The organism is Arthrobacter sp. NPDC080086, from assembly GCF_040702285.1.
Genome location: NZ_JBFBKP010000095.1, coordinates 1 through 13,846 on the forward strand (window position 1 = coordinate 1; position 13,846 = coordinate 13,846).

The following is a 13,846-nucleotide window of genomic DNA, read 5'->3' on the forward strand; positions in this document are numbered from 1 at the left end:
CGGCACCGGTCTGCAGGACTTCTTCTCGCTGACCACTTGGCTGCTGGCGATCGTTGGTTCGATCATCGTTTTGCTCATCTACGGCATGATCACCCGCCGTTCGCACCGCTAAGTCGGAGCACCAGGAACCGGCTCCGGGATTTACTCCCGGGGCCGGTTTTTTGTTCCCGGATATCCACCGGGGGTTGTAAAACCACCGCGAATATCCACCAATCAGCACGGATTAGGAGCGCAGTATGAAGAACAAACTTGTTTTCGGCACAGGCCTTGCCGCCGGCTACATCCTGGGGTCCCGCTCGGGCCGCGCCGCGTACGAGAAGCTGAAGACCCGCGCGTCGGAACTCTGGCAAAGCAAGCCGGTGCAGGACGGCGTCTCCGCGGCCGCTGAAGCGGTCAAGGACAAGGCCCCGGAAGTATCGGGCCAGCTGGCCGAGGCGGCCCGCCGCGCCGGAACGGTCATCACCTCCAAGGTCCACCACGACGGCTCAGCGGACGACGGCGCCACGAACGCAGCCGACGCCGCCTCTCGTGAGGACACCGCCACGGCAGAACCCACGGGCGCAATCCCGGCGCACAGCACCCACGTGGGCACCCCGAACCTCGGCACCGACGAGGCGCCGAAGCACGTCACGCCGAACTAGGCCGCAGCTAGCGGTTTTCGCTGCGGTTTCGGAGAGGCCTCGACTGCCGCCCGGAGTTACGCTCCGGGCGGCAGTCGGCTTTCCACTAACGTGGCGTCGAGCGCGGCGGAGGTGCGGATCCAAGCGGCGAAGCCGTTGTCCGTCAGGATGGAACGGGTGGCGCGGGCCTGGCTCCGGCTGGTTTCGATCAGGAGCCAGCCGCCCGGGGTTAGCCACTCCGCGGCGCCGGCGGCAATGCGCCGGTGCAACGCGAGGCCGTCCGCTCCCCCGTCGAGCGAGATCCGGGGTTCGTGGAGCCTGGCCTCCGGGGGCATCGCGGCAATGGCATCCGTGGGCACGTACGGCGCGTTCACCGCCAGCAGGTCCACGCGGCCCCGCAGCTCCTCGGGCAGGGCTTCGAACAGGTCGCCGGTGTGGGCAGCGGCGCCGGGTGCGCTGAGGTTACGCCGCGCGCAGGCGACGGCGGCAGGGTCAAGGTCCGCGGCGTGCATCTCCAGCGGGCCGGCGGCCGCGACCAGCGCCGCCCCCACCGCTCCGGAGCCGCAACACAGGTCCACCACCACGGGCGGCCGCCCGGGACCGGCGTCGAGCTCCCGCAGCAGCGTCGCCCCACGCCGGACGAGGTATTCCGTGCGGCGGCGGGGGACGAAGACCCCGGGATCCACGGCGATTCTCAGCCCGCAGAAGTCCGCCCAGCCCAGCAGGTGTTCCAGCGGTAGGCCGGAGACGCGGCGGTCCACGAGGTTTTCGAGTTGTTCCGCGTCGGCGGCAGCGCCCAGCAGCAGGTCAGCTTCTTCTTCGGCGAAGACACAGCCGGCGCTGCGGAGCCGCCGGATAATGTCCTGCCGCCGGGTACCGGTGTGCTGCATGGGCCGTTCCGTCCGCCGCGGGTAGGGAACTTCATGCTAGCGGCGCGGTCGGGGTCAGCCCACCACCCGGAGGGACGGCTGCGGGCGTGCCGGTACCAGCCGGAGGACTTTCTTGCGGGCGGCGGCGGCGCTGGGCCGGTCCGCGGGGTTCATGGCCGTCATCGACTTCAGCAGGCTGGTCCAGCCGTTGCCCAGCGTTGCGGGGATCGCGGGGCTGCGGAGGGTGCGGGCCACGAGCGACTCCACCGGGGTCCCCGGGTAGGCCTTCTCCCCCGTGAGGCACTCGAGGAGCACCAGGCCCAGGGCGTAGATGTCGGTGGCGGGGTGGAGCGGCTGTTCCTTGGCCTGCTCCGGGCTCATGTAGTGCACCGTACCGGAGGACATGCCGGCCTCGGGGGTGGTGCCGGCCGTCACGGCGATGCCGAAGTCGGCCAGCCGTACCGAGCTGCGCCGCAGCTGGCTAACGAGGATGTTGGCGGGTTTGATGTCCCGGTGGACCAGGCCCCTGCCGTGGACGTGGTCGAGGCCGGCGAGGGCATCGGCGGCCCACGACGCGACGTTGGCGGGCTCGGTGGCGCCCTGGTGGATGCGGTCGCTCAGGCTTCCGCCGCTGGCATATTCCTCCACCAGGTAAGGCCGGCCGGCCCACCGGTCGCCCTCGGGGACGGTGCCGGCCGCAACGAAGCGGACGACGGCGGGGTGGTCCAGGGAGGCGAGGACCCGTGCCTCGTCGAGGATCCGGGAGGCGTCCTTTTCGGCCGGCCCCTCGGCAACCTTGATGGCGACCGGCCGGCCGGTGGCGAGGTCGCTGCCGCGGTAGACCGTGGACGTTGCGCCGCGGCCCAGCCGCTCGTGGACCAGAAAGCGGCCCTGGGGTTCGTTGGGGAGGGCCAGCAGGCTGGCGTCGAGGCCGGGCAGCTCGGCTGCCGGGAGGAGGGCCTCGGTGACCGGAACGGCGCTCACGAAAGGGAGGCCAGTGCGTTGGAGGGGTGGAGGATGCCGTCGACTTGGAAGCCGCAGGAGCAGCGCCAGACCGGCGGCAGCGAGGCCGGCCCGCCGTCGGGCTCATAGGAGTAGTCGGCCATGGTGGCGAGCGCCGGGGCCTCCCACTGCATTGGGGTGCCGCAGTGGCTGGGGGCCAGGGCGCGGATGGCAGCGGAGGTCCGGTCCGCGGTCTGGGCCTGGTTTTCCAGCTCCACATCCAGGGAGCCCGCCTCGGGCCCGAAGCCGTGGTCGATGGTCAGCAGCCGCGACTCATCATTTTTGCGCGATAGGTTATCCAACACATTGATAAGCATACATATCGCTAGCTGAACTAGCTAGTTTTGAGGCCCGGAACTTTGCTCTAGTCAGTGGCTGGCGGTGTGCTCGTCCAGGGCCTCGGTCATCTTGCGCAGGAAGGACACGATCACGCGGCTCTCGTCGGGCGTGAGGCCCTCGGCAACCTCGAGCATCCGGCGGTGCATCTGCCCCAGGGTTTCCCGGACCTCGGTGTCGGTCTCCGTCGTCGGGACGATCACCAGGGAGCGCCGGTCGGTGGGGTGCGGCTCGCGGCGGACATGCCCGCTGAGCACCAGCCGGTCGATCAGGGAGGTGGTGGACGCCGTCGTGATTCCCAGCATGCGGCTGAGGTCCTTGGGCCCCACCCGCTCTCCGGAGGACTGGGCGCGGAGCAGGTAGCGCAGCGCCAGCAGGTCGGTCTCGCCCATGCCCATGGAGTCCCTGGTGGAACGCCGGGTGGCGACCTCGGCGGAGCGGTAGCCGCGGAGCGCCTGCAGCACGGCGGTGGGGGCATCAACCTGCCCCTCCAAGCCGTACCAGTAGCCTGAGTCTGCCGTTACATGGGAGTCCATAGATCAATCCTAGCCGAGCTGATAACTAGACAGGCTTCCTAACGTGGCCTGTCGGGTGCGGGACGCAAAAAAACCCCCGGCGTCCTGTCGCCAGGATGCCGGGGGAATTTCCACTCTTCGCTAAAAGAGTGGGCCCTGTGGGGATCGAACCCACGACCCACGGATTAAAAGTCCGATGCTCTACCAACTGAGCTAAAGGCCCCCTCAAGCGGCCGCTGCACGGGAAACGCGGCAGAAACCGGCTCCGGGCGCAGTGGCAGCGCCATCCATTTCTGGACGTTAACACTGTACCGCAGACCACGCCGCGCTTTTCACCGCCGACGCGCCGTAACGGGCCGATCCCGCGGCGGCGCGGGCGCCCCGGACCGGTTCCGGGCACCTTCCCGGTTCGGGCTGCCGGGCCCCGCCGGACGCTCGATTCCCCGATGGCACAGGAGTAGCGTGGTGGCATGAGCGAGCAAGCAGGTACCGGCAATCCCGGCCCCGTCCGTCACCACAAGCCGAAGCCCTTCGCGCCGATCGACTTCGAGCCGTTCGCCGGCGGCGCCGATCCGGCCCGCGTGTCAGAGGCGGCCCACCTGGCCGCCCAGGCGCTGGTCCGCCGCGGCCGCGACAGTGACGACCCCAAGGTCACCAAACGCCTGGTGAAGCTCGCCGACGAACAGGGCCTGGAGGCGATCGCCGAGATGTGGGCCGAGAGCCCGGCCCGGTCCCTGCCCGGCGCCCTGTGGCGCTTGTATGCCCTGCGCGCCGCGACGGTGCAGGATCCGGAGCGGATCTCGGTGTACTTCCGGGCCGGCAAGGACACCGCGCAGGTGTCCCACGCCGTCGCCGGTGCCGCCGAGCCGCCGGGCGCCGAGGAGATGCGCACCATGGCGGATGCAATCCTCTCCGGGGCCTTCGACGGCGAGTTCGACGTCGCGCTGGAACGGTCCGCGGCGTTTTGCCGGGTAGTTGCCCTGGGGCAGGCCACCCTCGCCGACGGCGCCGAGCACAGCAACGCCGGGCACGCCACCAAGCTCACGCGGAACTCGCACCTGCTGGTCAAAACCGCGGAGGACCTGGAGCACGCGGCCAACGCGTGGCGCCTCGGCGAGCTCGACTAGAGACCCACCGGACCGGCCGTGGCGGGGTCCGGATACGCCCGCCGGGGCCCCGGTGTCAATCTTGACTTGGTCCGTCGGGCGTAGAAAACTAAAATCGGTGCCGAGCTGCGAAACCCCCGGGCTTCAACAATTAGCCGCCTAGAGCGGCCTACCGCCGAGAGGCGTATCCGGCTCGGCACCATCTACTCTTCCCCCTCTGTTCCGCCCCCGCAGGGCCGCCGTCCACCGGACGGTAAAGTGATCTTCATGCGCGGGCCGATCAATTCGAATCAAGGCCGGCGGACCACGCCCGTGTACGCCTCATTCGGAGACCGGTAACCCCACGTGAAGCTGCGACTTTTTCCCCAGGAACCTGCGGGACTGAACCTCCTGTCCCAGATGGCCCGGCAGATCCTGCTGGCCACCGGCACGCTCTCGGAGATCCTCGGTGCGCCCGCGGCCGAACACTCCCGCCTGGTCGAGGACATGCACAACCACGAGGCGAAGGCGGCCGAGCTGCACTTCGCGCTGCTGACCCACATGCGCAGCAGCTTCCTCAACCCGGTACCCCGCGACGACATGTACGCCCTCTCCCGCTACCTGAACGAGGCGATGGAGAAGCTCGACGCCGCCGCGGACCTGGTCTTCCTCTACAAGCTGGACCGGCTGCCCCGCCGCGCCGCGGACCAGCTGGAAATCATTAGCCGGCAGGCGGAACTGACCGTCGAGGCGATGCGCCAGCTGAACAACCTGGACGAGCTGGAGGACTACTGGATCGAGGTGCTGCGCCTGACCAAGCGGGCCGAGCGCACGCACCGGGTCTGGGTGGCGGACATGCTCAAGGACATGAAGTCCGCCCAATACGCCCGCAACCGGGACATCGCCGACCAGCTGGTTGATGTCACGAAGGACATGCGCCGGATCGCCACCCAGGTAGGCAGCATCATCGTCAAGGAATCCTGACGTGTCCCTGTTTTTCTTCGCCGCGGTGGTGCTGTTCGCCGCGGCCTTCGCCTTCTTGAACGGTTTCCGGGACGCCTCCTCCTCGGTGGCGCTGGCCGTCCGCAACCGTGCCTTGACGCCGACTATTGCGGTCCTGCTGGCCGGGCTGTTCAACTTCGTCGGGGCGGCGCTCAGCGCGGCCATGGCCCTGGAGGTCAGCCGTACCTGGGTGGTGCTGCCGGCCGGCGGCAACGGCCTGACCATCCTGATGGCCGGACTGCTCAGCGCGGTGCTGTGGGGCGTCTACAACTGGTGGCGGGGCATCCCGTCGTCGTCCACGCATGCGCTGGTCGGCGGCCTTGCCGGCGCCGGCCTCGCCAGCGTGGCGGTGGGCGGACATTCGGTGCTGGGAGTGGACCAGTCGCTGATGGTACAGGTGGTGCTGCCGCTGCTGATCTCCCCCGCCATCGCCTTCGCCGGGTCATACCTGCTGGTCTGGCCGGCCACGTGGGCCGCGCGCTACACGCCCCCAGGCGTCGTCAACAGCCGCGCCCGGCGCGCCCAAGCCGTGGCCGCGGGCGCCGTCGCGTTCGGCCACGGGCTGCAGGACGGGCAGCGTACCAGCGCCGTGCTGATCCTGGCGATGATCGCGGCGGGCCTGGCCGACGGCGGGTCCATACCGGTGTGGGTGGCCCTGCTGACCGCCGCGATGCTGACCGCCGGGACGCTGGCGGGCGGGTGGCGGATTTCCTATACCCTGGGCCACCGCCTGGTCCGGATCGATCCGCTGCGCGGGTCCGTGGCCCAGCTCTACAGCAGCCTGATCCTGCTGGTGGGCGCGATCGGGCTGCACTGGCCGGTGTCCACCACGCACACCGTCACCGCGGCGGTGCTCGGTGCCGGGGCGAACCAAGGCTACGCCGCCACGAACCGGCGGCTGGTGCTGCGGATCCTGGCGTTCTGGACGCTCACGCCGCTGGTGACCGCCGCCGTGGCCTTCGTGCTGGAGCTGGCACTCTCGCCGCTCTCAAACCTGTAGTGCAAGGCAAAGGCGGAACAGCCCCCCGGCTTTATCCGAAGCGGCCGGAGACGTAGTCCTCGGTGGCTTTCACGGTGGGGTTGCTGAAGATGGTGTGGGTGTCCCCGTACTCGATCAGCTTGCCCGGCTTGCCGGTGCCGGCGATGTTGAAGAACGCCGTCTTGTCCGAGACGCGGGCGGCCTGCTGCATGTTGTGGGTCACGATCACCACGGTGTACTCATCCTTGAGTTCGTTGATGAGGTCCTCGATGGCGAGGGTGGAGATCGGGTCCAGCGCGGAGCAGGGCTCGTCCATCAGGATGACCTGCGGTTCCACGGCGATCGCGCGGGCGATGCAGAGGCGCTGCTGCTGGCCGCCGGAGAGGCCGGAGCCGGGCTTGGCCAGGCGGTCCTTGACCTCGTTCCAGAGGTTCGCGCCGCGCAGCGAGCGCTCCACCAGCGCGTCGGCGTCGCCCTTGGAGATCTTCTTGTTGTTCAGCTTCACGCCCGCCAGCACGTTGTCGCGGATGGACATGGTGGGGAACGGGTTGGGCCGCTGGAAGACCATGCCGATCTGCGAGCGGACCGTCACCGGGTCCACGCCCGGGCCGTAGAGGTTGTCGCCGTCGAGCAGCACCTCGCCCTCCACGCGGGCGCCCGGGATCACCTCGTGCATCCGGTTCAGGGTGCGCAGGAAGGTGGACTTGCCGCAGCCGGACGGGCCGATGAAGGCCGTGACGGACTTGGCGTCGATGTTGATGTTGACGTCCTCGACGGCCAGGAATTTGCTGTAGTAGACGTTGAGGTCTTTGACGTCGATGCGCTTAGACATGCTGTTCCTTCACTGGGAGAGATTGAGGGTCCGGAGCCGGCGCGGGCCTAGCGGCCGACTTTCGGGGCGAAGATGCGGGCCACCAGGCGGGCGGCGAGGTTGAGCAGCATCACCAGGATGATCAGGACCAGGGCCGCGCCCCAGGCGCGCTGGTCCGACGGTCCCGGGTTCGACGGCGAGGTCGGGTTCAGGATCTGGGTGTAAATGAACGTCGGGAGCGAGGCCATCCAGCCGCCGAAGACGTTGTTGTTGATCGAGGTGGCGAAGCCGGCGGTGACCAGGATGGGGGCGGTCTCGCCGATCACGCGGGCGATCGCGAGGGTGACGCCGGAGGCGATACCGGAGATCGCCGTCGGAATGACCACCTTGAGGATGGTGCGCCACTTCCGCACGCCCAGGGCGTAGGACGCCTCGCGCAGTTCATTCGGGACGATCTTCAGCATTTCCTCGCTGGAGCGGACCACCACCGGGATCATCAGCACGGAGAGGGCGACGGCGGCGACGGCGCCGGTCTTGGTACCCGGGCCGGCGACGGCGAAGAAGAACGCCGCGGCAAAGAGACCGGCCACGATCGAGGGGATGCCGGTCATCACGTCGACGAAGAAGGTAATGGCGCGGGCCAGTGGGCGGTCATCGCCGTATTCAACCAGGTAGATCGAGGTCAGCAGGCCCACCGGCACGGAGATGACCGTGGCCAGCAGGGTAATTTGCACGGTGCCGATGAGGGCGTGGTAGATGCCGCCGACCACGGGGGCGCCGTTCTCGACGCTCTTGTTGTCGAACGCGCCGGTCACCCCGTTCATGGAGGTGCCGAGGAACCCGGGATCCAGCAGGCCGGGAAGGCCCTTGACCAGCACGGTCCAGATCACGGAGACCAGGGGAAGCAGGGAGATCAGGAACGCGCCCACCACCAGGCAGGTAGCCAGCTTGTCCTTGGCCCGGCGGGAGCCCTCGACGGCGGCGCTCCAGCCGACCAGGCCCGCGGTGAAGAGGATGGCCGAGACGATTCCCCAGCCGAAGGGGTTGAAGCCGATCAGGGCCAGGATGGCGGCGCCGAGGATCAGGGCGAGGGCCAGGACGATGTACGGCGCGGCCTTGGGCAGCTGGCCCTTGGTCAGGGCCGAGCGCTTCTTGACGGGGGTCAGGGTGGCAGTCATTTAGTTGGCTCCCGAGAATTCTTTGTGCCGGGTGATGATCCACCGGGCGAGCATGTTCACGCCGAGGGTGATGATGAACAGGACCAGGCCGGCCGCGATCAGGGTGCTGACCTTCAGGCCGCTGGCCTCCGGGAAGTTCAGGGCGATCTCGGCGGCGATGGTCTGGTTGCCGGACTGGATCAGGCTGGCGGTCAGGGCGCCGGAGGAGAGCACCAGGGCCACGGCCATGGTCTCTCCGAGCGCGCGGCCCAGGCCCAGCATGATGGCGCTGATGATGCCGGGGCGGCCGAACGGCAGTACCGCCATCCGGATCATCTCCCAGCGGGTGGCGCCCAGGGCCAGCGCGGCCTCCTCGTGCAGCTTGGGGGTCTGCAGGAAGATTTCGCGCGAGAGCGAGGTGATGATGGGCAGCACCATGACGGCCAGGACGATTCCCGCGGTCAGGATGGTCTTGCCGGTGGCCGACGCCGGGCCCTGGAAGATCGGCAGCCAGCCGAGGTTGGAGGCGAGCCAGCCGTAGGCCGGGGAGATTTCGCGGGCCAGGAAGGCCGCGCCCCAGGCGCCGTAGACCACCGAGGGGATGGCGGCGAGCAGGTCGATCACGTAGCCCAGGCCCGAGGCGAGCCGGCGGGGGGCGAAGTGCGAGATGAAGAGCGCGACGCCGATCGCCACGGGGGTGGCGATGACGAGGGCGATCACGGCGGCGATCAGGGTACCGATCACGATCGGCCAGATGTAGGCGAAGAAGCCCGCTCCGCCCTGGATCTTGTCCGGCGGGGCGACGAGCGCCGGGACGGCCTGGATCACCAGGAAGAGCGCCACGCCGAAGAGGACGGCAAGGATCAGGCACCCGGCGGCCAGGGTGGCTGCGGAGAAGACTTTGTCACCGGCGCGGCCTGCGCCCCGGGACGTGGTCAGGGAGGTGGTGGTCACTTCACGATCCTTCAGCTTCGATCTGCGCTGCGCGGCGGACGGGTCACGCCCGTTGCGCGGCGGTCAATCTGGGGTACGGCGGACAAACGGCTAGGTTCCCTGCCCCGGTCAGGCGGTCAATGACCGCCCGGCCGGGACAGGGAACCTGGCTCAGGCTGGTGTTTCCACTATGCCTTGCGGGGAAAGGGATCCCCTAGGACTTTGCCTTGATCGATTCGATCGACTTCGCGGCCTTGTCCTGCAGTGCCTTGGACAGCGGTGCGGACTTCGCGGACTCGGCGGCAGCCTTCTGGCCGGCGTCGGAGACGACGTAATTCTCGAAGGCCTTGACCAGGTCCGCGGTTTCCTTGCTGTCGTAGGTGCTGCAGACGACGTGGAAGGAGACCAGGACGATCGGGTAGGCACCGTCGATGGTGGTCTTGCGGTCCAGCTTGATGGAGAGGTCGTTGGCGGCGCGGCCCTCGACCGGCTTGCCGGCGTCGACGGCCTTGGCGGCGGCGTCGGCGGAGATCGTGGTGAAGCCGTTGCCCACCTTGATCTGGGCAACGCCCAGCTTGCCGCTGACGGCGGAGTCGTCGGCGTAGGTCACGGCACCGGGGGTGTCGGTGACGGTCTTGACGACGCCGGAGGTGCCCTTGGCGTTCTCACCCTTGAGCGATGCGGGCCAGACGCCGGAGGACTTGTCGGTCCAGACGTCGGACGCGGCGGCGGACAGGTAGTCCGTGAAGTTCTGCGTGGTGCCGGAGTCATCGGAGCGGTTGACCGGGGTGACCTTGAGGTCCGGGAGCTTGGCGTCCGGATTCAGGGCGGCGATGGCCGGGTCGTTCCACTTGGCGATCTGGCCGCGGAAGATCTTGGCGACGGTGGCGGCGTCCAGCTTCAGGTCCTTGACGTCGGGCAGGTTAAAAGCCACGGCGATCGGGGAGATGTAGACCGGGATGTTCAGGGCGCCGTCGGGGCCGCACTTGGCCTTGGAGGAGGCGTACTCGTCATCCTTGAGGTACGCGTCGGAGCCGGCGAACTGGGCCGAGCCGTCGAGGATGGCCTTGCGGCCCGCGCCGGAGCCGTCCGGGGAGTACTGCACCTGGGCGCCCTGGTTGGCGGAGGCGAAGTTGGTCTTCCACACGTCCATGGCCGCACCCTGCGCGGAGGAACCGATGCCGGTCAGCGTGCCGGTGACCTTGGGGCCGGAGGCGGCCGGGGTGCCCGCGGTGGAGTTGGTCGCGTTGTCGGAGCCGCAAGCGGTGAGCGCCAGGGCGCCGGCTGCGATAACAGCGATGGCCGCGTTGCGGCCGAAGCGTGATGCCTTCACTAGATGTACCCCTTCCAGGGATAAACAGATGCGTGCCGGACCGGAGACGTCCGTACAGAAAAGACGGTGGGTACGTTTTGTACCTTTACCGACGCTAAGTGCCCCAAGTGAAGAGAATTGGGGTCCAAAGTGAACGGCGGGTTAACGAATCCCGGCCATCGGCTGACATCTGCAGCGATTTCGACCGTTGATGGTTGCGTTGCGGGCGGACCGGTCGTAAGAGCCGCGCCACGCGGAGCGGGCAGCGGGGCCAGCAAATAGACTGGACCCCATGGCCGCCGCTACAGGGATTTCCGCAAGCGCACGGTTCCTGCGTGGGCGGATTCGTACCGGCTTCGTCCGGAGCCGGAACTCGTTGCTGCCGGCGGTCCAGATGACCGCGTGCGCCGTGGGGGCCTACGCCTTCGCCGAGTACGTCCTGGGCCACACGGGGCCGCTGTTTGCCGCCACCTCCTCCCTGATCGCCCTGGGCTTCTCCCGTGATCCGCGGCTGCGCCGCGTCGTGGAGGTGGGCCTGGGCTGCACCATCGGCATTGTGGTGGGTGACCTGCTGCTGCATTGGCTGGGCGCGGGAATCTGGCAGGCCGCCGTCGTGCTTCTCTTCTCGATTCTACTGGCGCGGTTCCTGGACAGCGGAACGATTTTCACCACGCAGCTGGGCCTGCAGTCGCTGCTGGTGGTGCTGCTTCCGGCCCCGGCCGGCGGTCCGTTCACCCGCAGCATCGACGCCGTCGTAGGCGGGGTCTGCGCGCTGCTCGTGACGTTCCTGATCCCACGGGACCCGCGCCGCGAACCGCGCAACGACGTCAAGAAGCTGCTGCACGAACTCGCCGAGGTGCTCCGGGAATGCTCGGAGGCGCTGACCCGCAGCGACGCCACCCAGGCCTGGCACGCGCTGATCCGCGGCCGGAACTGCCAGCCGCTGGTGGATGCGATGCGGCAGAGCCTGCGCTCCTCCGGCGAGGTGGCCACCCTGGCGCCCGCCTACCGGCGCTACCGCGACGAACTGGACCAGCTGTCCCAGTCGCTGGACTACATCGACCTTGCCCTGCGCAACAGCCGCGTCTTCGCCCGCCGCCTGACCAGCGCCATCAACCACGCCGCGCTCTCCGACGACGCCACCGAGAACATCGCCGAGGTGCTGATGGAAACGGCGGCGGCGATCGACGAGCTGGGGCTGGGCCTGGCGGAGGTGCACGACGGCGTCCGCCGCGCCCACCTGCGCACCGCCCGGGTGGAGCTCAGCGAGATCGCCGGCCGGTTGCACCCGCGCCTGCTGGACGTGCAGCGGCTGGAGGGCGAGACCGTGGTGATGCTCTTCCGTCCGCTGATGGTGGACCTGCTGGAGGCCTCCGGCGTGAACTCGGACGAGGCCCGGGACATCCTGCCTGCGCTCTAGCCTGTCGGTGCCCGAGGTTAGGGTGGAGCAATGGCTACAAAGACTTCCCGGGCCGCCAAGGCGCCGGGCTATAAATGCGCGGAATGCGGCTGGACCACTGCCAAGTGGGTGGGCCGCTGCGGTGAGTGCCAGGCGTGGGGCACCGTGGAGGAAACCGGCGCCGCGGTGGCGCGGACCACCGCCGCCACCACCGTGCTGGAACCGGCCCGCCGGATCGCCGACGTCGACGCCACCACCGCCGCCTTCCTGCCCACCGGCGTGGACGAACTGGACCGGGTGCTCGGCGGCGGGCTGGTTCCCGGCGCCGTGATCCTGCTCGCCGGTGAACCCGGCGTCGGCAAGTCCACCCTGCTGCTGGACGTCGCGGCCAAGTTCGCCCGGACCGCCCAGGACGTTCTCTACGTCACCGGCGAGGAGTCCGCCGCCCAGGTGAAGCTGCGCGCGGACCGGATCGACGCCGTCGCCGAGTCGCTGTACCTCTCCGCGGAGACCGACCTGGGCCAGGCGCTGGGCCAGGTGGAAAAACTCGAGCCGAGGCTGCTGGTGGTGGACTCGGTGCAGACGCTCAGCAGCGCCGACGTCGACGGCAGCGCCGGCGGCGTCTCCCAGGTCCGCGAGGTGGCCGCGTCCCTGATCGCGGCGGCGAAGCGCCGCAACATGACCACCCTGCTGGTGGGCCACGTGACCAAGGACGGCTCCATCGCCGGGCCCCGGCTCCTGGAGCACCTGGTGGACGTGGTCTGTCAGTTCGAGGGTGAGCGGCACTCCCGGCTCCGGCTGCTGCGGGCGGTCAAGAACCGCTATGGGCCCACGGACGACGTCGGGTGCTTCGACCTGAACGAGGACGGCATCACCGGGCTGGCCGATCCGAGCGGGCTGTTCGTCTCCCGCACCAAGGATCCGGTGTCCGGCACCTGCATCACGGTCACCCTTGAGGGCCGCCGGCCGCTGCTGGCGGAGGTGCAGTCGCTGCTGGCAGAGAGCGCCAACGCCCAGCCCCGCCGCGCCACCAGCGGCCTGGACAGCTCAAGGGTCGCTATGCTGCTGGCGGTGCTGCAGCAACGTGCCGGCTGCCAGCTGCACAAGGATGACTCCTACGTGGCGACGGTGGGCGGGGTGAAGCTCAGCGAGCCCGCCACTGACCTCGCCGTCGCCCTGGCGGTGGCGAGCGCCAAGGCCAGGAAGCCGCTGCCGCAACGGCTGATCGCCTTCGGCGAGGTGGGCCTGGCCGGCGAGGTCCGGCCCGTCCCCGGGATCAACCAGCGGATCCAGGAGGCGCACCGGCTGGGCTTCACCCACGCCGTGGTTCCCGCGAGCCCGGCCGGGCACGGTCCGGTCCCGGAGAGTTTCTCGGTCCGCGAGGTGGGCCACCTGACGGAGGCACTGAGCCTGCTGATCGCCTAAGCCTCTCCGGCGCTGCACAGCCCCCGGCAACTGCCGGACGATGGGCGCCCGGCCGTGAGGCCCTTGCCATGCATACCCCCTAGGGGTATGTTGAGTGGTGCACGATGCCGATGAGTTTTCAGGAGGCAGCACCATGGAACACCAGCACGGCGGCCACACGGACCAGCTCCGGAGCCAGCACCCCCACCCGGACCAGCACGACAGTGCCCGAGGCCACGGCGTACACGGCCATGCCGGGATGCCGGCCGGGGACGCCGCCCATCACGGCCAGCACCCGCCCCTGGATGACGACCATGCCGTCCACCAGCACGGCCAGCATGCCGAGGTACATAGTCCGCGCCACGGGCGATGAAGGCCTCGCGTTGCGCGGTATCGCGCCCGGTAGCACGCACGCGCGCGCC

General features: G+C 69.1%; 16 protein-coding genes and 1 tRNA gene. 7 read left to right on the forward strand and 10 right to left on the reverse strand.

The genetic code is table 11. The features are described 5' to 3' along the window. On the forward strand, positions 1 to 112 hold a 112-nt coding region (locus AB0305_RS20435), incomplete at its 5' end, for a GlsB/YeaQ/YmgE family stress response membrane protein (RefSeq protein WP_366173867.1). A gap of 124 nt (positions 113 to 236) precedes the next feature. Next, the gene (locus AB0305_RS20440) at positions 237 to 641 is read left to right on the forward strand and encodes a YtxH domain-containing protein (RefSeq protein WP_364135980.1); all 405 of its coding nucleotides are present in this window, start codon (positions 237 to 239) and stop codon (positions 639 to 641) included. Positions 642 to 697: 56 nt separating this feature from the next. Here the strand turns inward: AB0305_RS20440 and AB0305_RS20445 are convergent, their stop codons facing one another. The 5 genes from AB0305_RS20445 to AB0305_RS20465 form a co-directional block, all read right to left on the reverse strand. After that, a complete protein-coding gene (locus AB0305_RS20445) occupies positions 698 to 1,510 on the reverse strand; it encodes a putative protein N(5)-glutamine methyltransferase (protein ID WP_364135977.1) in 813 nt (270 codons plus the stop codon). A gap of 54 nt (positions 1,511 to 1,564) precedes the next feature. Continuing rightward, positions 1,565 to 2,473 carry a serine/threonine-protein kinase gene (locus AB0305_RS20450; protein ID WP_364135975.1) on the reverse strand — a complete coding sequence of 303 codons (909 nt, stop codon included), beginning with the start codon at positions 2,471 to 2,473 and terminating at the stop codon, positions 1,565 to 1,567. After that, the gene (locus AB0305_RS20455) at positions 2,470 to 2,796 is read right to left on the reverse strand and encodes a hypothetical protein (protein ID WP_290256977.1); all 327 of its coding nucleotides are present in this window, start codon (positions 2,794 to 2,796) and stop codon (positions 2,470 to 2,472) included. Before AB0305_RS20455 ends, AB0305_RS20450 begins: the two co-directional genes overlap by 4 nt. A 63-nt stretch (positions 2,797 to 2,859) precedes the next feature. Continuing rightward, the gene (locus tag AB0305_RS20460) at positions 2,860 to 3,363 is read right to left on the reverse strand and encodes a MarR family transcriptional regulator (RefSeq protein WP_290256978.1); all 504 of its coding nucleotides are present in this window, start codon (positions 3,361 to 3,363) and stop codon (positions 2,860 to 2,862) included. 129 nt (positions 3,364 to 3,492) lie between these two features. Next, positions 3,493 to 3,565: transfer RNA gene (locus AB0305_RS20465), tRNA-Lys, on the reverse strand. Between the two features lie 247 nt (positions 3,566 to 3,812). Here AB0305_RS20465 and AB0305_RS20470 point away from each other — a divergent pair. The 3 genes from AB0305_RS20470 to AB0305_RS20480 all read left to right on the forward strand — a co-directional run bounded on the left by AB0305_RS20470 (position 3,813) and on the right by AB0305_RS20480 (position 6,429). Then, on the forward strand, positions 3,813 to 4,469 hold the full coding sequence (locus tag AB0305_RS20470; protein ID WP_290256979.1) for a hypothetical protein: 657 nt from the start codon (positions 3,813 to 3,815) through the stop codon (positions 4,467 to 4,469). Positions 4,470 to 4,793: 324 nt separating this feature from the next. Further along, a complete protein-coding gene (locus tag AB0305_RS20475) occupies positions 4,794 to 5,411 on the forward strand; it encodes a nuclease PIN (RefSeq protein WP_364135971.1) in 618 nt (205 codons plus the stop codon). A gap of 1 nt (position 5,412) precedes the next feature. Then, positions 5,413 to 6,429: an inorganic phosphate transporter gene (locus AB0305_RS20480; RefSeq protein WP_364135968.1), complete on the forward strand. Its 1,017-nt coding sequence runs from the start codon at positions 5,413 to 5,415 to the stop codon at positions 6,427 to 6,429. A gap of 31 nt (positions 6,430 to 6,460) precedes the next feature. On the opposite strand, the gene pstB is transcribed toward AB0305_RS20480, so the two are convergent. The 4 genes from pstB to pstS all read right to left on the reverse strand — a co-directional run bounded on the left by pstB (position 6,461) and on the right by pstS (position 10,642). Continuing rightward, complete coding sequence (gene pstB / locus AB0305_RS20485) at positions 6,461 to 7,240, reverse strand: phosphate ABC transporter ATP-binding protein PstB (protein WP_290256982.1); 780 nt, start codon at positions 7,238 to 7,240, stop codon at positions 6,461 to 6,463. Between the two features lie 47 nt (positions 7,241 to 7,287). After that, positions 7,288 to 8,397, reverse strand: a complete 1,110-nt coding sequence (gene pstA / locus AB0305_RS20490; protein WP_364135964.1) for a phosphate ABC transporter permease PstA — start codon at positions 8,395 to 8,397, stop codon at positions 7,288 to 7,290. Beyond that, entirely contained in the window at positions 8,398 to 9,330 is a 933-nt protein-coding gene (pstC, locus tag AB0305_RS20495) for a phosphate ABC transporter permease subunit PstC (RefSeq protein WP_290256984.1), read from the reverse strand. It lies immediately after the preceding gene. Positions 9,331 to 9,523: 193 nt separating this feature from the next. Beyond that, on the reverse strand, positions 9,524 to 10,642 hold the full coding sequence (pstS, locus tag AB0305_RS20500; RefSeq protein ID WP_364135961.1) for a phosphate ABC transporter substrate-binding protein PstS: 1,119 nt from the start codon (positions 10,640 to 10,642) through the stop codon (positions 9,524 to 9,526). Positions 10,643 to 10,913: 271 nt separating this feature from the next. Here pstS and AB0305_RS20505 point away from each other — a divergent pair, with 271 nt between their 5' ends. Together AB0305_RS20505 and radA are read left to right on the forward strand one after the other, a co-directional pair. Beyond that, positions 10,914 to 12,041, forward strand: a complete 1,128-nt coding sequence (locus AB0305_RS20505; protein ID WP_290256986.1) for an FUSC family protein — start codon at positions 10,914 to 10,916, stop codon at positions 12,039 to 12,041. Positions 12,042 to 12,071: 30 nt separating this feature from the next. Further along, the gene (gene radA, locus AB0305_RS20510; RefSeq protein WP_364135958.1) at positions 12,072 to 13,445 is read left to right on the forward strand and encodes a DNA repair protein RadA; all 1,374 of its coding nucleotides are present in this window, start codon (positions 12,072 to 12,074) and stop codon (positions 13,443 to 13,445) included. Between the two features lie 118 nt (positions 13,446 to 13,563). Here the strand turns inward: radA and AB0305_RS20515 are convergent. Beyond that, a partial coding sequence (locus tag AB0305_RS20515) for a hypothetical protein (protein WP_366173865.1) occupies positions 13,564 to 13,846 on the reverse strand: 283 nt, incomplete at its 5' end.